General features: G+C 42.9%; 23 protein-coding genes. 20 read left to right on the top strand and 3 right to left on the bottom strand.

Annotation, left to right across the window (positions count from 1 at the left end):
* Positions 1–101: 101 nt before the first annotated feature.
* The 3 genes from H171_RS24440 (at position 102) to H171_RS11635 (ending at position 2,550) form a co-directional block, all read left to right on the top strand.
* Positions 102–281: a hypothetical protein gene (locus H171_RS24440; protein WP_207655188.1), complete on the top strand. Its 180-nt coding sequence runs from the start codon at positions 102–104 to the stop codon at positions 279–281.
* A gap of 135 nt (positions 282–416) precedes the next feature.
* Positions 417–1,736 carry a LysM peptidoglycan-binding domain-containing protein gene (locus H171_RS11640; protein ID WP_100305296.1) on the top strand — a complete coding sequence of 440 codons (1,320 nt, stop codon included), beginning with the start codon at positions 417–419 and terminating at the stop codon, positions 1,734–1,736.
* A gap of 199 nt (positions 1,737–1,935) precedes the next feature.
* A complete protein-coding gene (locus H171_RS11635; RefSeq protein ID WP_100305295.1) occupies positions 1,936–2,550 on the top strand; it encodes a hypothetical protein in 615 nt (204 codons plus the stop codon).
* 125 nt (positions 2,551–2,675) lie between these two features.
* Here the strand turns inward: H171_RS11635 and H171_RS24170 are convergent, their stop codons facing one another.
* Complete coding sequence (locus H171_RS24170; RefSeq protein WP_157803153.1) at positions 2,676–2,834, bottom strand: hypothetical protein; 159 nt, start codon at positions 2,832–2,834, stop codon at positions 2,676–2,678.
* A gap of 518 nt (positions 2,835–3,352) precedes the next feature.
* Between H171_RS24170 and H171_RS11625 the strand changes: the two genes are divergently transcribed.
* Both H171_RS11625 and H171_RS11620 read left to right on the top strand, forming a co-directional pair.
* Positions 3,353–5,218 (top strand): BglG family transcription antiterminator, encoded by a 1,866-nt coding sequence (locus tag H171_RS11625; RefSeq protein ID WP_166433614.1) that lies wholly within the window; start codon positions 3,353–3,355, stop codon positions 5,216–5,218.
* A gap of 9 nt (positions 5,219–5,227) precedes the next feature.
* Positions 5,228–5,662 (top strand): PTS sugar transporter subunit IIA, encoded by a 435-nt coding sequence (locus H171_RS11620; RefSeq protein WP_100305292.1) that lies wholly within the window; start codon positions 5,228–5,230, stop codon positions 5,660–5,662.
* A gap of 118 nt (positions 5,663–5,780) precedes the next feature.
* Here the strand turns inward: H171_RS11620 and H171_RS11615 are convergent, their stop codons facing one another.
* Complete coding sequence (locus H171_RS11615) at positions 5,781–7,034, bottom strand: IS110 family RNA-guided transposase (protein WP_100305291.1); 1,254 nt, start codon at positions 7,032–7,034, stop codon at positions 5,781–5,783.
* Between the two features lie 309 nt (positions 7,035–7,343).
* On the opposite strand from H171_RS11615, the gene H171_RS11610 reads away from it, so the two are divergent.
* The 9 genes from H171_RS11610 (at position 7,344) to H171_RS11570 (ending at position 15,573) form a co-directional block, all read left to right on the top strand.
* Positions 7,344–7,616, top strand: a complete 273-nt coding sequence (locus tag H171_RS11610) for a PTS sugar transporter subunit IIB (RefSeq protein ID WP_208981556.1) — start codon at positions 7,344–7,346, stop codon at positions 7,614–7,616.
* Between the two features lie 23 nt (positions 7,617–7,639).
* On the top strand, positions 7,640–8,935 hold the full coding sequence (locus H171_RS11605; RefSeq protein WP_100305290.1) for a PTS ascorbate transporter subunit IIC: 1,296 nt from the start codon (positions 7,640–7,642) through the stop codon (positions 8,933–8,935).
* Between the two features lie 95 nt (positions 8,936–9,030).
* Entirely contained in the window at positions 9,031–10,020 is a 990-nt protein-coding gene (locus H171_RS11600) for a phosphotriesterase family protein (protein ID WP_100305289.1), read from the top strand.
* 11 nt (positions 10,021–10,031) lie between these two features.
* Positions 10,032–10,763: a creatininase family protein gene (locus tag H171_RS11595; protein WP_207655187.1), complete on the top strand. Its 732-nt coding sequence runs from the start codon at positions 10,032–10,034 to the stop codon at positions 10,761–10,763.
* Between the two features lie 3 nt (positions 10,764–10,766).
* Positions 10,767–11,507: a sugar isomerase domain-containing protein gene (locus tag H171_RS11590; protein WP_100305288.1), complete on the top strand. Its 741-nt coding sequence runs from the start codon at positions 10,767–10,769 to the stop codon at positions 11,505–11,507.
* Positions 11,508–11,688: 181 nt separating this feature from the next.
* Positions 11,689–12,882 carry an ROK family protein gene (locus H171_RS11585; protein WP_100305287.1) on the top strand — a complete coding sequence of 398 codons (1,194 nt, stop codon included), beginning with the start codon at positions 11,689–11,691 and terminating at the stop codon, positions 12,880–12,882.
* 229 nt (positions 12,883–13,111) lie between these two features.
* Positions 13,112–13,765, top strand: a complete 654-nt coding sequence (gene fsa, locus H171_RS11580; protein ID WP_025232269.1) for a fructose-6-phosphate aldolase — start codon at positions 13,112–13,114, stop codon at positions 13,763–13,765.
* A gap of 18 nt (positions 13,766–13,783) precedes the next feature.
* Entirely contained in the window at positions 13,784–14,623 is an 840-nt protein-coding gene (locus H171_RS11575) for a transketolase (RefSeq protein WP_100305286.1), read from the top strand.
* The gene (locus H171_RS11570) at positions 14,611–15,573 is read left to right on the top strand and encodes a transketolase family protein (protein WP_100305285.1); all 963 of its coding nucleotides are present in this window, start codon (positions 14,611–14,613) and stop codon (positions 15,571–15,573) included. Before H171_RS11575 ends, H171_RS11570 begins: the two co-directional genes overlap by 13 nt.
* 214 nt (positions 15,574–15,787) lie before the next feature.
* Here H171_RS11570 and H171_RS11565 read toward each other — a convergent pair whose 3' ends face one another.
* Positions 15,788–16,810, bottom strand: coding sequence for a LacI family DNA-binding transcriptional regulator (locus tag H171_RS11565; protein WP_100305284.1), 1,023 nt, complete (start codon positions 16,808–16,810; stop codon positions 15,788–15,790).
* A gap of 687 nt (positions 16,811–17,497) precedes the next feature.
* Between H171_RS11565 and H171_RS11555 the strand changes: the two genes are divergently transcribed.
* The 6 genes from H171_RS11555 to H171_RS11530 are packed head-to-tail and all read left to right on the top strand — an operon-like array spanning position 17,498 to position 24,398.
* Entirely contained in the window at positions 17,498–18,820 is a 1,323-nt protein-coding gene (locus tag H171_RS11555; RefSeq protein ID WP_100305282.1) for a DUF4832 domain-containing protein, read from the top strand.
* A 10-nt stretch (positions 18,821–18,830) separates the two neighbouring features.
* On the top strand, positions 18,831–20,120 hold the full coding sequence (locus H171_RS11550) for an acyltransferase domain-containing protein (protein ID WP_100305281.1): 1,290 nt from the start codon (positions 18,831–18,833) through the stop codon (positions 20,118–20,120).
* Positions 20,121–20,133: 13 nt separating this feature from the next.
* Entirely contained in the window at positions 20,134–21,216 is a 1,083-nt protein-coding gene (locus H171_RS11545) for a DUF4832 domain-containing protein (protein ID WP_100305280.1), read from the top strand.
* Between the two features lie 40 nt (positions 21,217–21,256).
* Positions 21,257–22,513: a Gfo/Idh/MocA family protein gene (locus H171_RS11540; protein WP_100305279.1), complete on the top strand. Its 1,257-nt coding sequence runs from the start codon at positions 21,257–21,259 to the stop codon at positions 22,511–22,513.
* A gap of 26 nt (positions 22,514–22,539) precedes the next feature.
* Positions 22,540–23,505: an ABC transporter permease gene (locus H171_RS11535; RefSeq protein ID WP_100305278.1), complete on the top strand. Its 966-nt coding sequence runs from the start codon at positions 22,540–22,542 to the stop codon at positions 23,503–23,505.
* Positions 23,505–24,398 (top strand): carbohydrate ABC transporter permease, encoded by an 894-nt coding sequence (locus H171_RS11530; protein ID WP_100305277.1) that lies wholly within the window; start codon positions 23,505–23,507, stop codon positions 24,396–24,398. Before H171_RS11535 ends, H171_RS11530 begins: the two co-directional genes overlap by 1 nt.
* Positions 24,399–24,433 lie beyond the last annotated feature (35 nt).

The following is a 24,433-nucleotide window of genomic DNA, read 5'->3' as shown; positions in this document are numbered from 1 at the left end:
ATGTGATTATGCAATTATAGTAGTATGGTCATCCCCGAATAGAAATGGACTTACAGCAGCTGCAAAAGACAGGGTAATCAAAGGAATTCTAAACGCAGGATATGAAGCGAGCAGTAGAATGCCTTCACTATATGGAGGAAACTTTGAAGCATATGAGCATGAGGGCTTATGACAGGCTTCCGGTAATTCGCTATAACGAATGCTATATGCTTCCGGCATTAGAGAATGCCGGAGAAACTTATGCAGTCCGGTTGGCAGAAGGCTTTGATTTGCAATATTAATTATTACATGCATCCAAAGCTGAACAATGCTATATAAAGTCATACGATGAGATACATATGGTTATTTATGACATAATGTTATGAACACGTAAGGGCAGCATATAATAGAATTAATAAGATCAGCGGAGGTAAGCCATGATCATACATGCTGTACAACCCGGCGATACCATCTATTCAATATCAGAGTATTATAACATCCCTGTTGATAGATTAATATTGGAAAACGGATTGACAAATCCTGGTAACTTGGCAATAGGCCAAACGATTGTGATTGTTCAGCCTGAAACACTTTATACCGTCAAGGCCGGTGATACTTTGGAGAGTATTGCGGAGCAGCATGGTACTACGACAATGGAGCTACTAAGAAATAATCCATATCTTTCCGACAGAGAATTTCTGTACGTAGGTGAAACGATAGTTATAAGGTATCAAACGAATAAAACAAGAACAATTACAACCATAGGTTATGCCTTTTCTTATATAGATACCCCTATTTTAATAAAAACGCTTCCTTTTTTAACGTATCTGTCTATATTCAATTATAGGGCTACAAATGAAGGAGAAATTATCTTCAGAGCCGATGATACCGAACTCGTCGATCTGGCTAAAACTTATGGTGTCGCACCCATGATGTTTGTTTCCACTTTGTCGGAAGATGGATTAATCAACCCGGAAGTGACCTATAATATTTTAAATAATCCTTCTGTGCAGGATCGTGTAATTGATAACGCTCTTAAGATAATGAAAGCGAAAGGTTTTTGTGGTATTAATATATATGTTGAAAACATCACTTATGAGAACATAAATAGCTTTGCAGAATATTTGAAAAGAGTCTCTGCGATATTTCATTCAGAGGGTTACAAGATACTTATTACTATTACGCCTATTGCGAATATTGAAGCCCCAAATGTCAGTTTTGAAAAAATAGATTATGGAAAATTTACTGAATCTGTAGATGGAATTATATTTTCATCTTATGATTGGGCATTGTCATATAGTTATCCAAACTCAATTTTTCCGGTTAACATTTTAAGAGAATTGTTAGGTTATGCAGTTAGTATCATTCCCCCTGAAAAAATTTTATTTGGAATCACCACTCTAGGTTATGATTGGGAACTTCCTTATGTTCCCGGCGTCACAGAAGCCGCTGCTATAAGTTCTGACCGTGCGGTAGAAATTGCAGCGGATAATGGTATAACAATTCAATTTAATGAAGAAGCACAGTCACCATACTTCTTCCATTCGGATAGCAATGGGTCTCTGCATTTAGTATGGTTTAAAGATGCCAGAAGTTTTGACTCTAGAGCCGGATTGGTAGAAGAGTATGATCTTAAAGGTTTATCCATTTGGACGATTATGAGATTCAGTACCCAATTGTGGTTTATTATTAATACTCAATATTACATAGAGAGGCTTACGGAGATTAACTGTCAAGCGAGTATTTATGCTTGGTAATATTCGATACCCCAAATCAATACTGTTAAGATAAGACGATAGAATTATACTCTATCGTCTCTTTCGTGAGCGTCAAATGAAATACTTTAATCGGTATTTTAATGTTATATATAAAATCATAATGCTATTTTAGACATCTGGTGTTAGTATATTAATGCGGACTGAATACAAATATCAAAAAGTTATAAGGGGGTTGCAGATGAAAAAAAAGATGATGTTATTTGCAGCGGCATTGCTGTGTGGCTGTTTACTGGCAGGCTGCCAGAAATCAAAGGCTGACCAGCTGAATCCGGTTATTGTAACTTCTGAAGGTGGTCAGATAAAAGCTGAATCTCCAAGCGGAGTTTCTCAATCAGAATTATCTCTGGACGAAAAACGAATCATACCAGATCAATCTTTTGATGTTGAATTGTTTGACTGGGGTGATGTTAAGTTTATTTCATATGGTCCTGAAGCTGGTGATGATTTTGAAGATGTTTCATTCTATCTGATGAAAGACAGCAAGGTTATTTATTCATTCCCTTACTATTGTGAAAATAACAAAACTGATACTTATGCAGGTCTTTTTGACAGTGTAGAGTCTGTAGGATTTCGTGATGTTAATAATGACAATTTAAAAGATATAATCGTCATTATTAACTACATTACAGGTGCCGGCCCTCAAGGTATGGTTCCTCGCCCCAGAGCCAGAATTTTTCTGGCGGATAAAAAGGAATTTCATCTGGCAAAGGATTTAATAGAGGACTTAACCGAAAATATGGATGAGAAAGATATAAACATAGATGACATTTGTGAATATCTGAAAAATAAGTAATCATTCATTGCTTTTGTTTTATTCGTATAATGGTACCTGGCACCGCTGGCGCCACATTTGTGTCCTGGGGTATTTCATTCACCTGCTCTTTCACGAAGCCTGTCATCTTATGTGGCGCGGATGTTTTAACCAGCCACCCGGCGGGGATTGACATGACGGTTACGGTATTCTTTCCCCACATTCTCATCCGATTGCACCTCTGCAATCAGTTCTGTGATTACCTTCCCCTTAGAATTTTTAATATGATTCTCCCTTTTCCCATTGGCTGGTACTTTTACTGGCAAGTGCCTGCGGACTGACCGGGCGGCAGTTTTGTGAGAGAAGAGATTAAACTTTTAAATTATTGCACCGAAGCGTGGAACATGTATATTTATGATCCATGGGAAAAGAATATATACAGGAGGAAAGTTGTTTAAAAGTCCAGGATAGAATTACTAAAAAAATGAGGGATACGATATTTTATTTGGGGTATTTGTTGTAAAAAACACGGCACAAGGATGACCTTTACTTTAAAATTACGATCCTATATTATAAAATTAACTAGTGGTTATTAAAAGAATGGAGCTAAGCTATGTTTCAAATCGGAAAGCGCGAAATCGAACTTCTTTATTTGGTAAATTCGTCGAAAGATGGGTTTAATTACAGAGAGTTAATAGAGAGATTTGGATATACGGAACGTTCTTTTAAATATGCTGTCGACTTAATCAATAGTTTTCTGAACGAAAACTCCCAACAGGCCTGTTTCGTACTAGACAACAAAAGATGCTATCTAAAAAATGCCCCTCTATCCATGAAGTTTACGATGGATCATATCACAAAAGAACTGTATTACCTTTCGAAGGAAGACCGCTGTGAGACCATTATTTTTCGGTATCTGGCTGATTTACACTATACAATTGATGAAATTACAGATTATCTGGATGTGAGTAAATCTACAGTTAAGAAATCCCTTGCAGTTGTTAAGGAAAAGTGCGGGGAATACGGACTGGAATTAGTAAACCATAAGAGAATGGGGATTGAGTTAAATGGAAGTGAAACAGTAATCCGTTCCGCACTTATAGATGTGCTTTATAAATACTGCGGTCTTTCCAGCCAGGACAGTAAACATAAGAAGCTTTCTCTTCGTAATTGCAATCCTTATTTAAGAGAATGGATCGGAGAGGTTTTTAACCAGTTTCAATCAGAACAGAAAGCAGAGGCTTTATTTTCCTCCATATGGGAATATATGCCGGTGATTCAAAATGATGAAATCTATATACTGGCTATGCTGAATCTGATTCTGGTATTTTACAGAACAGGAAGCGGGCATTGCATTTTGGCAGATGCAAAAGAATACGTCGGAGTGGAAGGGAGAAAGCTGGCAGAAGCTATCAGTATTTCCTGTGAGAAACATCTGAAGATCAAACTGCCCTGTGAAGAATTTTTTAAATTTGTCATTGTTTTAAATAAAGGTTATTCCATAGAAAGCAATGAAAAAGACCAGTATGTCTTGATTGGAAGTATGATCTGGATCCATCGACTTGTTTCTGATTTACTGCAAAAATACACCAACCAGTCCTTTCAATCAATAGCAAATGAATACAGCCTAAACGAGGCACTGGACATGTTATACAACCATTTCTATGCAGCTGTGGAGAGGGTAAGGAGAAACATTTATATTCAGAATCCAATACTTCAGGACATAAAAGAAGAATACGGGGAGGCATTTCATGATGTTGAGAGAAGTTTAGCAGGGCTTGAAAATTATCTGGAAAAGAAATTTTCACAAGATGATATCGGATATTTCACGTTGCTGATTGAAAATATCATTTCCCAGGTCCACAAACAGAAGAAACGGGTCCGCAGAATTGTTCTTATCTGTGGTTTGGGCTTTGGAACCGCTCAAATGGTGAAAAATAAAATCATGCAGAAGTTTGATGTGGTGATCGAAGATGTGATTCCTTATTATAAGCTGGATACGTATGCGGATAATAAGAATATCGATTTATTCGTATCAACAGTCCCTGTAAAAATAAATACAGTCAGCAACGTGGTGGAGGTGAATCCGCTGCTTACAGAGCAGGATGCAGAAGCTTTGATAAAAGCAGGAATGATCCGCGGGGGCAATGATTTATCCACCTTGATGCAGTTAATAGAGCAGAATGCAGTGATAACCAATCGCCCCCGTTTAGAAAAAGAACTAAAGGAATTAAATGGAATCAGAGATCTGAAACATTCTAAATATGATATTTTATTAAAGTATCTTCCGGAATGCAGGATCCTTGTCAATCAAACTTATAAAAACTGGCAGGAAGCCATTGATGCGGCAGGCGCTCTTCTGGTAGAGACAGATTGTGTCCTGCAGTCCTATGTGGAAGATATGATCAATAATATCAAAGAGTTCGGCTCTTATATCACCATTGGCAATGGAATTGCCCTGCCTCACGCCAGAAATAAAAATAATGTGAAAAAGACCGCATTCAGCCTGATTACATTAAAAAAGCCGGTAGTATTTGAGAATGGGAAAGAGATTGATACGGTTATCAGTTTCTGTAATGTTGCAGGCAATGATTATGCAACAGCACTGACGGCTCTCATGGAATTAAGTGAGAACCAGTCCTTTCTGAACTATAAAAAAAAGGTGGAAACACCAAGCCAGCTATTGGATTATATAAAAAAATTAAAGTAGGTGAATGAAATGAGTATTATCAATGAAAAATGTATAGCATTAAGGCTTGATGCCTCTGACGCACAGGAGGGAATTGTAAAAGCCGGACAGGTGCTTCTTCAGGAGGGGTATATCAGGCAGGAGTATATTGATGCAATGCTGAAAAACTTCGAAAAGAACGGTCCCTATTTTGCCATAGCACCCGGTTTTGCAATGCCTCATGCAAGGCCGGAGGATGGGGTCATTCAATCAGGAATATCCTTAATTACCCTTAAAACCCCGGTTCCTTTTGGAAGCAGCAATGATCCGGTGAAGCTGATTATGGCACTTGCAACCAGCAGCGATAATGAACATCTTGAATTTATGACGAAAATTGCCGGAATTTTAGGAAAGGAACAAGTGATAGAAAGGTTGTATCAGTGCATGACAGCTGATGAGGCCATGTCAATTATAAACAATGATTAAGCAAAGGAGACGAAAAGTTTGAAACTAAAAAGTAGTGGGTAGTCAATAAAATGGCGTATAGCAAACAAGCCATTCACGATTAGTGGATGAAAAAATAGTTACTATTATAGAATCAGGATTAAACAGTTACAGCAGGATCATCAATGATTGTGTAACCTCTTTTCCTGAACAGTTCCAGAGCCTGTGACCTTGTCAGAATCTTGGATTCATTGACAGGGCGATGCTCTAAAAAACCTTCAGAGGTATATGGCTCCAGCTTGCTTAAGATGTTCCAGATAGCGGTCAGGAGCATCTTGCAGACAGCAATGACAGCCTTTTTGTGTCCCCTGCGGGTTTTGATTCTGTGATACCTTTCTTTGAATTCAGGATGCTTTTTGGATTTGAGAAGTGCATTGGCAATCTGAACAAGAAGAGGTTTCAAATAACAGCCGGCGCGGGAAATACGTGTGGATTTCACTTTTCCTGCACTCTGGTCATTGCGTGGACAGCAACCAGCCCATGAGACGAGATTCTTAGATGACTCAAACACCGACATGTCGGGACCAATCTCAGAGAGAATGGCAATAGCGGTCATCGGATTTTTATCGAATCCGGGAATGGTGTAAAGCAAATCCAGAACAGCAGAAAAGGGATCCACAAGCAGAAGTATTTCCTGCTCGATTTCCTTTTTGTGGGCTTCAAGCTCATCGATGTGTGCGAGACATTGACGAAGCTTGACAGCCTGCTCAGGGGAAATGGCACCGTCAACGGCAGCCTGTATTTCTTCAACAGGGGTCTTGCATCGTCTATCGACAAAGGGAGCAACATCAAACGTTTTGCCCGGATGGTCGAGCATGTAATTGGTAATGGAACGGGAAGATTTACCAAAAACATCGCTGAAAACATCATCAAGTTTTAAGTTGGAAACAGTAAGACAGTTCTGAGCCCGGTTTTTTTCACCGGTCAGCATGTTGGTAAGCTTGAAGCGATAGCGTATCAGGTCACGAAGCTGACGGATTTCAGGGGAAGGAATAAAACTGGGTTTGATCATGTCACACATGAAAAGGTCACAAATCCATTTGGCATCTTTTCGGTCGGTCTTATTGCCTTTCTGAGGTTTGGTGTATTTGGGATGGGCAAGTGTAACAAAACAGGTTTTTTCAAGGATGTTAAAGACCGGGATCCAAAACTTACCGGAAGATTCCATACAGACTTCAGAACAGTTATATTTAGCAAGCCAGTCAGCTAAGTCTCTAAGACCTTTAGAAAAGGAAGAGAAGCGGGCTTGCTTATAATCGGTCCGTCCGTTTGTATCAGTGATACCGATACAGGCATAAATCCAGGTTTTGTGGACATCAAGACCACAACAGATTTTACGAAAGATTTTGAACATAGAATACCTCCTGCAAAAATATTAGCAGTGCTGGCAGGGACTGGCCGTCCGGCGAAATCGAGTCAACTTCGGAAGAGATAAGTTTACGGGCTGTTTGTTAGCGCCATTCATTGATGCCTTAACGGACGGCCGACACCATATAACGATACGGGGTTGCCGCTATAGAGCCCCGCCACTCACCTCCCCGGGTTCTGTAGTATGCCAGCGGCCTGCAAAAGGAGTATAACACAAAAACAACAAGCGAGAGTACTAAGGGGCAAAACTGTTTCATAACCCCATTGGTGCCTTTCGCAGAAAGGCGGATTTATAATGATGAAAGTATTAGCAGTTTGTGGATTGGGTATGGGATCATCCCTCATCCTTCGGATGAATATTGAGGATGTGTTTCAGGCAGAGGGAGTGAAAGCGGAGGTGGAGCACAGCGATGCTTCTGCAGCAAGCGGTGAAGCGTGCGATTTCATTGTTACAACAAAAGAAATTGCACAGTCCCTTCAAAACCCGAGGGGAAAAGTAATTATTCTTGATAATTTTATTGACAAAGATGAAATTAAAAGAGTTTTAAAGGAAAACCATGTTTTCTAATTACAAACGGAGGAGGTTTAGGTATGGCAGTAGTGAATTGGATTGCAACTAATATTTTTGGGAATGCCGGCTTTTTATTAGGAATTATCGTTATGTTGGGGTTAATTCTCCAAAAGAAGTCATTCAGCCAGACGGTTCAGGGAACGATTAAAGCGATTATCGGTTTCCAGATTATCGGAATTGGTTCAGGAATTGTGGTTTCCTCTTTGAACGTTTTCCAGCCCATGTGGGCTGAGGTGTTTGGACTGGAAGCACAGAGTCTTGGCAAATATATGGGACAGAATGACTTTGTTCAAAGATTCGGCACCGTTGTTACCCTTTCTATGACATTTGGATTTCTGATCAATGTGCTTCTGGCACGGGTTACAAAATTTAAGTATATCTATTTAACCGGTCATATGATGTTCTGGACTTCTCTTATTTTCTCAGGAATCATTTTTGATCAGAATATCAATGCAAATACATTTGCAGTAACTGCATTTTTATCAGTTGTATTGGGCGTTTACTGGACATTACAGCCTGCTTTGACACAGCCTTTCTTAAGAAAAATCACGGGAAATGACAGTGTGGCACTGGGACATACGTCAGCATCTGTTGCATTTTTAGGTGCAGTGGCAGGAAAGTATGTAGGGAATAAGGAAAAGAGCACAGAAGACCTGGTTATCTCTGATAAATGGGGATTTTTAAGGGATTCCAATATTGTTACCGGAATTACGATGGCAGTTTTGTTCATCATTGGTACCATCCTTCTTATGATTAAAAATACAGAGGGTGCCAGAGAAATTCTTGCGTCCTCAGGAGATACAAGCTTCATCATATACTCCATATTAACCAGTTTACAATTTGCAGGCGGTATTGCGGTGGTACTTTTCGGAGTCCGCATGTTTATCGGTGAAATGGTACCTGCCTTTAAGGGTATCGCTACAAAAATCGTTCCAGGTGCAGTACCTGCCCTTGATGCACCTATTGTTTATCCTTATGCGCCCAATGCGGTTATTATCGGATTCCTGGGAGCATTTGTGGCAAGCTTAATCTGGCTTGTAGTTTTAGGAAATACCGTAGGCTATGTGTTTGTTCCCACTATGATCGCTATTTTCTTCCATGCTGGAACAGCAGGAGTTTTTGGCAATAAAACAGGCGGAATCAGAGGGGCGCTGTTTGCAGGTGTGATTACGGCAACTGTCATTGCAATCGGCCAGTATGTCATGGTAACATTCCTGGCTCCATCGACTGTTCCTGATGTAGTTATGTGGGCTGCTGATTCCGATATGTTTATCATTGGGCCGATTATCCGGTTGATTGCCGGCTTCTTATTCTAAAAAAATATGATTTTTACCTGCATAGCCGGAGTTTTTCAATAAAACTTACGGCTATGCTTTCCCGTAGCATTTACGGACAGAAAGGAGGAATTATCATGAGTTTTGTGAGAACGATTTTCGGTGATATTTCACCGGAGGAAATGGGAATAACTTATTCCCATGAACATTTGTTGTGTGTACCGCCTTATTGGAAGGAAAGAAATGCAGATGACCTGCTTCTTGATGATTCTGAAAAAACAAAAGGAGATATGCAGGATTTTAAGCATTTAGGCGGCCGTACCATTGTGGATGCCACTGCCATTGATTATGGAAGAAATGTTTCCGGAGTTGCAGAACTGGCGAGAGAGCTGGATATTCAAATCATTGCAACAGCAGGGTTTAACAAGTCCTTTTTATGGGATGCAAAGCTGCCGGAGCATTTAATTCCTATTGTAGGAAATTATCATACTTATCAGGAGTGGATGGAACAGGCAACCGTTGATCAGCTGACGGATCACGTGATCCGTGAAGTCGAAGTAGGGCTGGAAGGGACCTCTTACAAAGCAGGGCAGGTAAAAACCGGTACAGGCTATAACAGCATTAATCCCTTAGAGGTCAAGACCATTGTTGCGATCGCGGCAGCCCATCATGAGACAAAGGCCCCTGTCCATCTTCATACAGAGGCAGGAACCATGGCGCTGGAGCAGATTGAGATTCTAGAGAGGGAAAAGGTGGACATCAGCCGCGTTTCCTTTGGTCATATGGACCGAAACCTGGATTTATATTATTATGAGAAAATTTTGTCCCACGGAGGATTTTTAAGCTTTGACGGACTTGGGAAAATAAAATATGCACCGGAGTCTGCAAGGATTCATGTGATTTTGGAGCTGTGTAAAAGGGGATATGAAGATCAACTTTTGATCAGCCATGATCTTGCCAGAAAATCCTATTACAGGAATTACAGCTACGGAATCGGTTTAAAATTTATATTAGACAAGTGGATTCCCAGATTCATGGAAGAAGCAGATGCAGCAGGCTTAGACGGAAGGATTCTGGCAGATAAATTCTTAATAGACAACCCCAAACGATGCTTTTCCTTTCGATAGGAGGAGAGAGAATGAGCAGTAAAATGAATGAACTGGATGGAATATCTATCAGAGACTTAATTCCAACCCATAATATCGCGCTGCTTCCCATAGGCGCTGTGGAAGTCCATGGCCCCCATCTGCCCATAGGAACAGATTCCTTTCTCGCTGAAAACCTGTGTGATAAGCTTTCTGAGAGGGTTCCTTCCCTGATTCTTCCCACGATTCATTACACCCAGGTTTGGAGTCTGGGAGAAATGAAAGGATCAATCGGTATCAGCAATGAGCTTTTAACACAACTGCTCTTTGAAATCCTGTTGGAAACAGAGCGAAATGGATTCCATATGGCTGTTATGATCAATACCCATCTGGGGAATAACGGTGCCATAAAAGAGGCAGCCAGGAAGGCTCTGAAAGAAAGACCAGACTTTAAGATCCTGTATTTTACCTATCCCGGTGCAGGAGAAATTCTGGGGGAAGTAATGGGAGCAGGCAATTTTCACGGTGGATTTTTCCATGCGGACGAAATTGAAACTTCCTATATGCTGTATTTGTGCAAGGAACATGTGGACATGTCAAAAGCTGTCAATGAAGCCCCGCTGGTACCTGAGCTTATAGACGTAACGCCCATCCGGTGGAGTGAATTTACTCAGACCGCGGTTATGGGGAATGCAAAAGATGCAACAGAGGAGAAAGGCCGTAAAGTCATCGAATATGTATTGGACCGAATGGTTTCTTTTATTGAAAAAGCAAAGGAGAGGTGATTCATGAATGGTATTAAGACTTATTTTAAAAATATTGAACGGATTCTGGATTCCGTACAGGAAAGCCAGGGAGAGGCTATGGAAGCTGCTGCAAAGTGCCTAGCAGATGCTATCGGGCAAAAGCGTTCCATCTATGTCTTCGGCTGTTCCCATGGAGCTATTTTATCAGAGGAAATGTTTTACCGTGCCGGCGGCCTGGCAGTCATCAATCCTCTGTTTAATCCCTCTCTTATGCTCAATGTCCGCCCCGTTACTCTGACAAGCAGATTTGAAAGGCTGGAAGGCCAGTCAAAGGCTCTTCTTGAAGAGTCCAGTGCAAAAGATAGGGATGTGATTCTCATTCATTCTGTTTCCGGAAGGAATGCGGGAATTGTGGAAATGGCTCTGGAAGCCAAAGCCATGAATATGACTGTTATCGGAATTACGAATCTGGCATATTCTGAGAAAAACACCTCCCGCCACAGCAGCGGAAAAAGACTTTTTGAGCTGTGTGACATCTGCATAGACAATGGGGGAGAGTTTGGAGACGGCTGTGTTAAGATCAAAGGAATCCACGAAAAGGCAGGAGCCACATCCACGGTGATCGGAGCCTCCATTGTCAATGGTATTTCCGTCAGGGCTGCTGAAATTCTGGCTGAAAGGGGAATTAAGCCGCCTGTCCTTCACAGTGCAAATGCGGATGGAGGAGATGAGATCAACAAGAAGATTTTTGAAGAATACAAAGACTGTATTCACTATTTATAACGGGAGTAATTAAGATAGAGTGAACTGCTGCGGGTTGATTTGTTTATGCCTGCAGCAGTTTTTTGTTGGGGAAATAGAAAGAGAAACGATTATTTGACGTTTATTAAAAAAACATGATATAATAGGAAAAGCTGACAGAAACTATATCTGATGCATATTATAGAGCGGCGAGGAAGACGGAATGAATCAGAACCGGGGAATTAACCAGGACGTGACACAGGAGATGAATCGATCTCTCCTTTTGAAAAGTTTAAGAAGAGAAGGCGTATGCTCCAGAGCACATCTTGCAGCACTTACGGGGCTTAAACAGGCGACTGTGACCAACATCATGAAAGATTTCTTAAACTGGGGAATCGTAAAGGAGGTTGGTTTCTTAAATGGCAGCAAAGGACGACGGTCGATTGGAGTCTCCATCAATCCTGACGGCTACCGTGTCATCGGCGTGCGTCTTGCAAGAAAGCATTACAGCGTGGGACTATTTGATTTGACCGGTAAGCAGATTGTAAAAGAACGCGTGGATTTTGAGCCGGAAAAGCAGCCCGGTGCGGAAGAAATCTTAAATCAGATTGTGGGGCGGATGCGCCTGTTGATTCAGCAGTATGGAAAGGACTCTGTGCTGGCTGCGGGGCTTGCAGTGCCAGGACCATTTATTGCGAAAAAAAGCCGTATTGCGTTAATAACGGGTGCGGATATATGGAAAGATATTGAGTTGAAGGCGTTTTTTGACAGGGAGATGGACATCCCAGTGTTCCTGGAACATAACGCCAATGCCGGAGCCTATGCCCATATGTGGGATTTGAAGGAGGCCTATCATGATGACATTCTGGTTTACATTGCCGCCGGTCAGGGAATTGGCGCAGGAATTGTGATGAATGGCAGAATCTATGAAGGGGCGCTTGGGACGGCAGGTGAGATTGGGCATATGACGATAGACAGAAACGGGAAACCATGTGCCTGCGGAAACAGAGGCTGTCTGGAACGCTACGCATCCTCCCTGGAACTTGTAAAATCAGTGTATGGGGAGCGTGCCGGCATGGAAGGCTGTAATTTTGAGGATTTGGAGCAGCGAATCAGAAACGGGGATACAACCGATACAGAGCATTACCGCAGGGCCTGCGAGAGCCTTGGCGTCGGAATCATAAACATTATCAATGTGATTAACCCGGACCGGATTATTATCGGTGATGATATGGCACGCCCTAATCCGGAATTAATGGAGCAGACTGTGCGGGAGACAGTGCAAAAGGGAATTTTGCCTGATGTCTGGGACGAGCTTACGCTTTCCATCAGTGCGTACCAGGGAGACCCCATTCTGACCGGTGCGGCGATCGTAGCGATTGACAGGGTCTTTGACAGCCCGGGACAGTTTATATAGAACTGAATATTGAAATTATGCTGAAACAGCATTGAGGTCATGAAACGTTTACACGAAAGATGACTTTGATGCTGTTTTTTGTTTGCAGATTCAGAAAGATAAGAGATAAAAAAGCAAATAACCTATTGACATTTTTGCAAAAAATGATATTGTTTAATAGGATATATTGATTAAACGAATTAATAAATAAAACGAAAATAATATTAAGACCAATGAAAGGGGAAAGAAAATGAAATTTTTTGTTGACACAGCGAAGGTAGAGGATATCAAAAAGGCAAATGATATGGGGATTATCTGCGGGGTAACGACGAACCCGTCATTGATTGCAAAAGAAGGCAGAGATTTTGTGGAAGTGATCCGGGAGATCACTTCGATTGTAGACGGACCAATCAGCGGAGAAGTGAAAGCTACGACGACAGATGCTAAAGGAATGATCGAAGAGGGGCGTGAAATTGCAGCAATACATCCGAACATGGTTGTTAAGATTCCAATGACTGTCGAAGGCTTAAAAGCGGTGAAGGTCTTGACTGCAGAGGGAATTAAAACCAATGTGACTCTGATTTTCAGTGCCAACCAGGCGCTTTTAGCAGCACGCGCCGGCGCTACTTATGTATCACCATTTCTGGGACGTCTCGATGATATCTCTCAGCCAGGAATGGACTTAATCAGGATGATTGCTGATATATTCCGTATCTCAGGGATTGAAACAGAGATCATTGCTGCCAGCGTGAGAAATCCGATTCATGTGATTGACTGTGCACTTGCAGGGGCGGATATCGCCACGGTTCCATACGGTGTATTGGAGCAGATGACAAAACATCCGCTGACTGATCAGGGAATTGAAAAATTCCAGGCGGATTATCGTGCTGTCTTTGGAGAGTAAGCTGGGAGGAGAGAGAAGATGGGGAATTATCTGGAATTAGAAAAAACGGCAAATGAAATCCGCAAAGGGATTGTGACAGCAGTACATAGCGCAAAATCCGGTCATCCCGGCGGCTCGCTGTCAGCAGCAGATCTATTCACCTGGCTCTATTTCAGGGAGATGAATATTGATCCGGAACATCCGGCAAAAGAAGACCGGGACCGGTTTGTGCTGTCCAAAGGCCATGTGGCGCCGGGATATTATTCAACCTTGGCGAACCGGGGATTTTTTCCGGTAGAGGATTTAAAGACCCTGCGCCATACCGGCTCCTATCTGCAGGGGCATCCGGACAGAAAGCATATACCGGGTGTGGATATGTCCAGCGGCTCTTTGGGACAGGGGATTTCAGCAGCAGTGGGGATGGCGCTTTCTGCAAAGCTCAGTAAAGAACCATTCCGCGTGTATACACTCCTTGGCGATGGGGAAATAGAAGAGGGCCAGGTCTGGGAAGCTGCAATGTTTGCAGGTCATAGAAAGCTGGATAATCTGGTGGTTATTATTGATAATAATGGGCTTCAGATTGATGGTCCCATTGATGATGTATGCTCTCCCTATCCGATCGACAAAAAGTTTGAGGCGTTTAATTTCCATGTTATCAATATAGACGGACATGATTTTTCACAAATAGAACGCGCGTTTGAGGAAGCAAGGCAGACAAAAGGGATGCCGACAGCCATTGTTGCAAAAACCACAAAAGGCAAGGGTGTTTCTTTTATGGAGGGCTCTGTGGCATGGCATGGGACGGCGCCCGATGATGCTCAGTATGAAATTGCGATGGCAGATTTGGAGAAAGCAGGTGAAGCGCTATGCCGGAGATAAAGGAAATGACTGCAAAGAAGATTGCTACCAGGGAAAGCTATGGCAGCGCTCTGGTGGAACTTGGACAAATAAATGACAAAATCATCGTGTTAGATGCAGATCTGGCGGCGGCTACAAAAACCGGAGTTTTTAAAAAGGCATTTCCGGAGCGCCATGTGGACTGCGGGATTGCGGAATGCAATATGATGGGTATTGCCGCCGGTCTTGCTGCCGCCGGCAAGATACCGTTTGCAAGTACCTTTGCCATGTTTGCCGCAGGCAGGGCGTTTGAACAGGTCAGGAATTCCATCGGTTATCCGCACCTGAATGTAAAAATTGGTGCTACCCATGCTGGTATCTCTGTTGGCGAGGATGGGGCAACTCATCAGTGCAACGAGGACATTGCCTTGATGAGGACGATTCCTGGGATGGTTGTGCTCTGCCCTGCGGATGACATAGAGGCAAAAGCGGCTGTAAGGGCAGCGGTGGAGCATGATGGGCCGGTTTATATGCGGTTTGGACGTCTGGCAGTTCCTGTAATCAACGATACTCCGGATTATAAATTTGAACTGGGAAAGGGCATCGTGTTGCGTGAGGGAACGGATGTGACCTTGATTGCCACCGGGCTTGAAGTGTCGGAAACCCTTGCCGCAGCAAAAAGGCTGGAATCCGATGGGATTTCTGCGAGAGTCATCAATATCCATACCATCAAGCCGTTAGATGAGGAGCTTGTCTGCAGGGCAGCTAAGGAGACCGGGAAGATTGTTACGATTGAAGAGCATTCAGTTGTTGGCGGACTGGGAAGTGCTGTCTGTGATGCTTTATGCAAAGAGTACCCGGTACCGGTGAAGAAAATAGGAATCCAGGATGTGTTCGGTGAGTCTGGACCAGCAAAAGAATTATTGCAGAAATATCAGCTGGATGAGATGGGAATATACCGGCAGGTGCTGGAGTTTATCAGAAAAGTTTAAAAATATAAGCGGAAGAGAAGCCGGATGGGTTTTCTTCCGCTTTTTCCAGTCAATTGTTCGCGTTATTAAGATGCGACTCATAGAGAGATATCATCAATGTCTGTGTGCCTGGGGTCTGGTAAAATAATCCAAAGCCATAGGAAGATAGAAATTATCTTCCTATGGCTTTTTAATAGGCAGAATCCCATGATAATACAGTGATCCCATAGGATGTTCAGGTAGAGTTGCGGAGAATCAGGCTGGTAGGAAGAATTACTTTCCTGGGGAGAAGCTGATACCCGTTAATCCTTGCAAGGAGCAGATCGACGGCAACCATGCCGATTTCCCTTGTAGGAATTTCAATTGTGGTCAGAGGAGGATTGGAATATTTGGATATTTCGATATTGGACAACCCAATAACCGCTACTTTGTCCGGTACGGCTATTCCCATTTTATACAGGCTGCTTAAGGCGGCCATGGCCATTAAATCACTGGCTACAAAGAAAGCGGTGGGAGCATCTTCTTTCTGATAGAGTTGGTTGACCTTCTCCATACAAAGATTCTCGTCCCAGGCACAATCAATAACCCAGTCAGAATTAACCGGCAGGCCGGCAGCATGCAGGGAGGCATAATAGCCCCTGTACCTCTGGCTGGATTTTATATTGCCGCTCATGCCGCTGCCCCCGATAAAACCTATCTTTTTATGCCCCTTGTCAATTAAGTGCTGCACTGCCACACTGGCTACCCTGTAATGGTCATAACCTACATTGTCTATATCCTCCCACCAGGTATCGATTCCGACAATGTTTGGAACCTGATTCCGTATGAACTGGTAGATTTCACTGTTGAGTGATTCCATCAGAATCAGACCAGAGACTGGATTGCCAAAGGCACTGTATAAGGCCTTTTTATCCTCCAGCTCGGCACCGGTCTTAATAAAGGTAAGTTCATATCCGTTGTTTTGAAGCTGTTCTTCTACGCCGGACAGGATGGACATAAAATAAGGGTCGTTATATTTGTTTTTAGTTACGCTTAGGACACAGCCTATTTTAATAAGCGCATTGCCAGGATGGGCTTTATTCTCACCAGAGGAAGGGTTTGCGGGGGATTTTACGGTATAGTTCAAATCTGTAACAGCCTTCCATACCCGGGCCCGGGTTTCGTCGGTCATTTTGTATTGGGTATCGTTATTTAATACCCGTGATACAGTAGCTATTGACACCTTTGCCAGATTGGCTACGTCTCTGATTGTGCTCAAATTAGTTTGCCCCCTTAATCACAGCTTGTGGATTTTTCTGTTTAGTATGTTTACGTAAAGAACGCGTGTTGCATACAGTTAAATTATAATAATATGTTACTGATTTTGTCAATACTCAATTTTCCTGCCGCTGATTGGAATTTATGGAAAAATCATACCAATTAGAGGATTTTTGATATAGTTTAACGGATTATTTCTATAAAAACGTGTGAAAACAATGGTATAAAAAGATAAGCCTTTTAAAGATAAGTAAAGTTATTTGTAAAGCTTTTTACAATAATTTTTATAATAATTTTGAAAATGGTATTTACACAGCGCAGGGCAAATGTTATAATCCAGCTACAAGGTTTAGTAAACAAACGTAACAAAAAGTAACAAAAAAGTATGCAGTAATATAAAGAACCTGACTAGTTTTAACAGAAATTTCTATGCAGAGCTGAAAGACGGAAAGGGAGTGTTGGGGTGAAAAATGTCCATTGCCATAAGTGTGCAAAGAAATTAAGCAATAGCGAGATTGCTCTTAACCTTAAGCTGTTAGGAAAGCATATCGGAACGTTACACTGCTATCAATGTTTATCGGAGTACCTCTGCTGTGATACTGTCAGACTGCAGGAGTTGGCAGAACAGTATAAAAGCAGCGGCTGCTTCTTATTTCAAACAAATTATACAGCCTAAGGAGATAAGCCTATGAGTGATACCTATGTAATATATCCTAAAATAATTGACGAACTCCTTGAAAATCCGGGGATTGGCTTTATTGCAGCTCCGGGTTTGATGGAACCGGCAGGGGCAATACATGATAACCGGGGCAATCCGGTGGAAAAATACAAATTTACCCATAGCAGCAGAACTTTTAATCATCCCGACAGCAGGATTACTTACTGCGGAGTCCGGTGGAGAGATCTGGAGGTTGAAAAGAGCAGTTACCGGTGGGATATCCTTGAGAAAAAACTTGAGGAGGCAAAAGCATCAGGCTGTACGGCTATTGTACGCTGTTCTCCTTATGCATTGGCAGAAGAGGACGATATCCCGGATTGGTTTCGAAGGGAATGCCGGGAGGAACCGGAATTTCCCTTTTGGAGAGTTGATCCGCTGCATTCTCCCTATGTTACATACTGGTCTGAATTTATTGCGGAATTTGCAGAACATTTTGACGGACATCCGGTAATAAGCTCGGTGGATATGGCACTGGTAGGAGCATGGGGGGAAGGCGGAGGTACCGAGTTTCTGGAAGAGGAGAGCATCAGGCGGATGGTAGGTGCTTATATCGACAATTTTAAAATAACTCCGCTGCAGGCTCTTCTGCATGATCCAAAGTCGGTAAAGATAATTCGGGAGAGAAAGGAAAATATAGGCTTTCGGGTGGATTGCCTGGGAGATATGGGCGGTTTCCATCAGGAAGAATGGTCCCATATGCTGGATTTTTATCCGGAAAATATCTGCAACTTTGAAATGGAGGCTGCATGGAAAAAGGCACCGGTGGTGTTTGAAGCCTGCTGGCACATGAATGACTGGTACCTCCAGGGCTGGGATATCGATTATATTGTAGAGGAATCCTTAAAGTGGCATATCTCTTCCTTTAACAGCAAGGGCACTATCGTCCCTGAGGCATGGAAGGAAAGTGTTAAAAGGTGGCTCAATAAAATGGGATACCGTTTTGAACTAAGAAAGCTCACGTATAATCCGATGGTAAAAAAAGGGGATGTCTTCCGAATCAGAGGATTGTGGGCCAATACTGGTGTTGCTCCTATTTATCACAGGTATCCCCTGGTAGTCCGCCTGAAAAATGGGAAGGAAGTCATCAGCTTTACCAGCAGAACGGATATAAGAAGCTGGCTGCCGGACATGGATATCCTTTGGGAAGAAGAGTTCGACCTGGAAGGAAAGGCCGGTGAGTATTCTCTGGAAATAGGAATTGAAACCGGGATCCCCGAGCTTGGAAATATAAAGCTGGCAATTGAGGGCTTAAAAGACGGTTACTATTGTTTTGGAAAAATAATCGTAGAATAGAGGGAAGAGTATGGGACATTTATCGTATGGATTCAAAGAATGTGTGGATTATTGCGGCTTTGACAATCTGCCCGAGGGATTGGAGCAATTCTATGCCGGCTATCCCGGGGAAGAGAATATCCATTTTATAGAAAGGGGATTTTTAAAGGAAGTGTTTGAGAAATTCAACCTTCCGGAGAAGAAGCAGCGGCTGTTGATAAAAGCGGCAGAAGCAGTGGAAGGGGACCCGAAACTGTTTCATTTCTCCAAATTCCTGGTATGGGATATGTGTTCTGCCAGAAACCGCTGTGATGTGGATAACTATAAAAATATGACTCCTGTGTGCATGGAAGAGTATGGAGAGCTTTATCCTTTCCTTCTTCTGCTGGCCTGTGTGGTTCCTTCCATAAAGCTTTTAAAGGAACGGGGCGTTCCGGAGCATTATTATCGGGATATCCCTTTCCAGCCAATAAAATCCCAATTAGAGAAACTGGTTCGGGATGATGTAAGCGTAAGTGATTTTCCCTGGGATATGAACTTTTATACCTGCTCCATCTTTCTTATGGACCGGTTCCTGTTTATTCCTTGCCGCTTTGGCGATACATTTACCATGTACCGGAATAAGGTTTCCGGGAAGGTAACGGCCCTAAAGCATGGCGGAGAGGAATACCGCAGAGACGGGCAGTTAAATGGTATAAACGGAGTTTATGATAAGGCAGGAGCCTTTACTTCCCTCTGGCAGGAGGCGGAGGAGGAGATTACCGCAAATCCCATCAATCCCATGGGTTTTGTGGAGAGGGACCCTGTAACGCTGTTAAAGAGGGAATGGGCGGAGGCCTTAAACCAGGGGGATATGCTACTGGCGCTCCATGTGCCTTCCGGACCGGGATATAACCCTGAGAGATTAAAGAATTCCATGGTGCTGGCGCTGGAGTTTTACAAGACTTATTTTCCGGAATTGCCGGTCAAAGGCTTTTGGAGTGAAAGCTGGCTGTATGATTCAAGACTGTCGCTGGTGCTTGATCATGATACCAGCAATATCATAAAGGTCCAGCGTCAATTTTATCTATATCCGATTAAAGAGGGAGATGCCATGCTTCGGTATGAGGTATTTGGTGACTGGAAAGCCGACGAAACAAAGGTGGAGCTTAAGACCTCCCTGCAAAAAGCGGCGGCTGCTTATATGGCAACAGGAGCGCGTTTTAATAACCTGAGTATGGTGGTTCTAAAGGAAGAAGCGGATCAAACGGATCAAATGCCTTATATCACACAGGAAGACATTGCACGCTTCAGACAGATTGCTGACAGCCATTTAAAATAAGGAGGAGCTGCCCATGGGTAAATATGCACTGGAACATTACAGTCCCTATGAGACTTATAAAATACGGCCGATGCCCCTTTCTAGGATAACAGTTAATCCTGGCAGAGGGCAGTACCAGATAGTAGAACTCACCTGGGAGGAGCTGGAACCTCATCGGGGCAAATATGATCTAAACCGTTTAAAAGAAGCACTTGCAGAGGTACATAATCCGGTTCTAACTATTAAACAGGTACTTCCTGCCTGGTTAAAGAAGGACTCAGAGGAAGGTTTTATACACGTAATCCGGAGAGTTGCAAGCGCCCTGAATAATAAAAAGCTGATTGGTGTTGCCGTTTCCCTGGAAGATTGCAGCCAGGGAATCTGGAATGCTTATCTGGAAGCCTTTGAGGGCATCCCATTATTGGTTAGCCTTGAGCAGGAGGTCTTGCTGGGGTATCTAAAGGAACAGGAATACCCTTTTGGCCTTATTGTAAATTGCAGCGAAGATAACTGGATCAGCTGCTGTGAAAAATTTGCCGAATACCGGCTTCAGAATACCTGGCAGAGGATGCCGGTACTGCTTAAAATAAAAGAGGAGTGCCCTGGAGAGAATATCCGCCGGGAAAGCTTGCGCTGGCATGCCGGTCTTTCCAGCCGTCTTGTGGATATGGGTTATGACTTTACCATAAGAAGACTGATCTATCCAAAGAAGATTGCATCAAAGGGAGCTCTCCCCCTCCGGTTTTGGTTTGTAAACAGGGGCAGTGCGCCCTGTTATCTGGATTATAGCCTGAGGGTTCGTCTGGAAATGGAAGGAGCGCAGCAGGAATTTGTCTTGCACATTGACAAAGATGCCTGGAACGTTGGAGATATTACCCACAATGAGATTATTTCCTTGCCGATTCTGCCACTTGGTGAATACTGCTTGTCAGTTGGGATTTTCTTTGCTGATGACAGACCCATGGAGCTGGATATCCGGTTGGAGGAGAAGGATGGTTATTACAGGATGGGAACTGTGGAGGTATGTAAAGATACTGCAGTGGATTTGGCACATGCCTGGGATGATTTCTATCCCGATGGCTATTATCCGCTGGAGGACCCGCAGCTTCCTGATTGATTCAATGGACGACAGAAAATAAAAGCAGGAGGAAAGAAAATTGAAAATTGCATTAGTTGGTGCAGGACAGCGGGGAATGATTTATTCCAAGCACGCCTATGAAACAAAAAAGGCAGATATTGTTGCGGTGGTGGAGCCGGAAGATGAAAAAAGATCAGCTGCAGCGGATAATTTCAGTATTCCGTCTGAGATGCAGTTTAAAAGAGTAGAGGATTTTTACCAGAAGGGCAGGATTGCCGATGCCGTCATCATTGCATCCATGGACCAGGACCATTGCCAACAGGTCTTGGATGCTCTGGAACTTGGGTATGATATTCTTCTGGAAAAACCAATATCTCCCGATCCAAAGGAATGTCTTATGATTCAGGATAAGGCAAATCAGAAGGGCTGTAAGGTTATTGTGTGCCATGTGCTCAGATATACGAATTTTTTTGCGGCAATTAAGGAAATTATCGACAGCGGAGAGCTGGGGAAGGTAATTACCATCCAGCATAATGAAAATGTTGGGAATTATCACATTGCCCATTCCTTTGTCAGAGGAAATTGGAGAAGAAGTGATTTGTCCAGTCCCCTGGTGATGCAAAAATCCTGCCATGACATGGATATCCTAGCCTGGCTGGTGGGCAGTGAGACGAAAAAAATAGTTTCCTTTGGCAGTTTAAAATATTTTAAAGAGGAGAGTGCTCCAAAGGACAGCTCAGAACGCTGCCTGACCTGTAAAGCCGCCGGAGACTGCCGCTTTGATGCCCGTAAAGCCTACTTGCCGATCGTGGGAAGCTGGCCTGCTACGGTACTTACCCAGGACCAGACGGAAGAAGGGATAAACAAAGCTTTGGCAGAAGGCCCCTATGGACGTTGTGTATACCGTTGTGACAACGACGTGTGTGACAATCAGGTGGTATTAATCGAATTTAAGAATGATGTAACAGTCAGCTTTAATTTAAGCGGTTTTACCAACAAAATCAGCCGGACAATCAAGGTTATGTGCGAAAATGGGGAAATCCGAGGGGATGACAGTCTGAACCAGATTGAGGTAACAAAGTTTGCCTCCAATGCAATTGATGGTTTTGAACAGAGAATCATTCATACCGGTCAGCCCCAGGGAGGCCATGGGGGAGGAGATGTTGCCCTGATGGATGATTTTATCAGTCAGATGGAAGCACATAGTGACACCAGCAGATCCTCCATAACCCAGTCAGTGGAAAGCCATGTGATGGCTTATGCGGCAGAGCAATCCAGAATTACCGGCGAAATAATTGATGTTGATGCATTAAAAAGCCGGCTGCGAAACTCTTAAAAAACGGAAAAGAGTGGTGAAGAGTTATGAAAACAAAAAGAATTCAAAAGAAAGCACCGGGTCCTAAAGAAGACCGGAAAAAAGAATTCCTGCGTGAAATAAAAAGAAACAAGGGCCTGTATCTTATGTGTATGCCTGCTCTGATTGTACTGGTTATGTTTTGCTATATTCCTTTTGCGGGAACCTGGATGGCATTTACCGACTTTAATGTTATGGATGGGATCTTTGGAAGTCAGTTTGTAGGCCTTAATAACTTCAAATATTTTTTTTCCGAGAGCAGCATGGGATGGCGGGTAACTTATAACACACTGTTTATCAATTTCTTTGGAATTATACTGGGACTGATTGTTCCAATCAGTATTTCCATATTTTTCAATGAAATCAGGAGCAATGTCTTTAAAAAACTGACACAAAGCTTTATGTTTTTTCCGTATTTCCTTTCCTGGGTCGTAGTAGGTACGATTATCTACGGTTTTTTTTCCACCGACGTGGGCGTTATCAACAATATACTGCGATCATTGGGAATGGAACCGGTGAAGTGGTATGCGGAACCCAAGTACTGGAAGGGCATCATAATCACCGCCAGTATGTGGAAGTGGAGCGGATACAGCTCCATCATTTACATGGCAGCCATGGCAACGTTCGATGGTTCCTTGTACGAGGCTGCAAAAGTGGACGGTGCAAACAAGTTCCAGAGAATTTTGTATCTCACCATTCCGATGCTGAAACCGACGGCCGTTGTACTGACCCTTATGAGTATTGGACGTATTTTCTACGGTGATTTCGGCATGATCTACGGTATTGTTGGCAACAACCCGGTATTGATTGATGCGGTAACCGTTATTGATACTTATGTATATCAGAGTATGAGAACCCTGGGCTTTTCCTATGCTACCGCAATTGGGCTGTTCCAGTCGGTGATGGGACTAATTCTGGTATCCGCTGCTAACCGGTTGGCAAAAAAATATAATGACGGGGAGGGATTATTTTAATGAGAAAAAGCAAATCGTTCGGCGATCACCTGGTTACTATCCTTGCTTATTTGTTTATTGGCCTGTTCGGGCTGCTATGTCTGTATCCCCTTGTTCTTACCTTAGGTGTGTCCCTCTCTTCGGAACGTGAAATCGTCATGCATGGTTATTCAGCTATTCCGCAGAAATTTACCCTTAATACATACATTTATATTTTTGCAAACAGTGGCATGAGGATTTTAAAGTCTTACGGAGTCACCATTTTTGTTACGATAGCCGGAACCGTTGGAGCTATGATCATTACCAGTATGATTGCCTTTGCGATATCGATTAAGAGTTTAAAGTACCGTAATGTCATTGCCTTTTTATGTAACTTCACCATTGTATTTTCCGCGGGCCTCATTCCCTGGTATGTGGTTTGTGTGAATTACTACGGATTAAAGAATAACATTCTGGCACTGATTCTTCCTTCTATTTTCAGTGTCTGGAACATGTTCCTTATGAGGACCTATTTTTCAAGCATTTCGCCTTCCTTATACGAAGCGGCTAAAATTGACGGGGCAAGTTATATGCTGATTTATTGGCGGATTGCTCTTCCCCTCAGTAAAACGGCAGTGCTAACCGTAGGCCTTATGTATGCCCTGCAATATTGGAATGACTGGTGGAATGCCCTGATTTTTATTAATGACAAGGATCTTTTTCCTCTCCAGTATTACCTCTATACAATTCTTTCAAATGTAAATGCCATTAGCTCTGGGCGTATTCCTTCCGGCGCTGCCGCAGGAATCACACTGCCCTCTGAAACGATGAAAATGGCAGTTACGGTAATAACCATAGGCCCGATTATCTTCTTATATCCCTTTGTACAAAAATATTTTGTACAGGGTATTATGACAGGTGCAGTCAAGGAATAAGCCCTGTAGTAAAATTCATTGGTAGGTCAGGAGTA

It is taken from the genome of [Clostridium] celerecrescens 18A (assembly GCF_002797975.1).
GTDB classification, from domain to species: domain Bacteria; phylum Bacillota; class Clostridia; order Lachnospirales; family Lachnospiraceae; genus Lacrimispora; species Lacrimispora celerecrescens.
The sequence above is the reverse complement of the archived record's forward strand: the minus strand, read 5'-3'. Positions and strand labels throughout refer to the sequence as shown.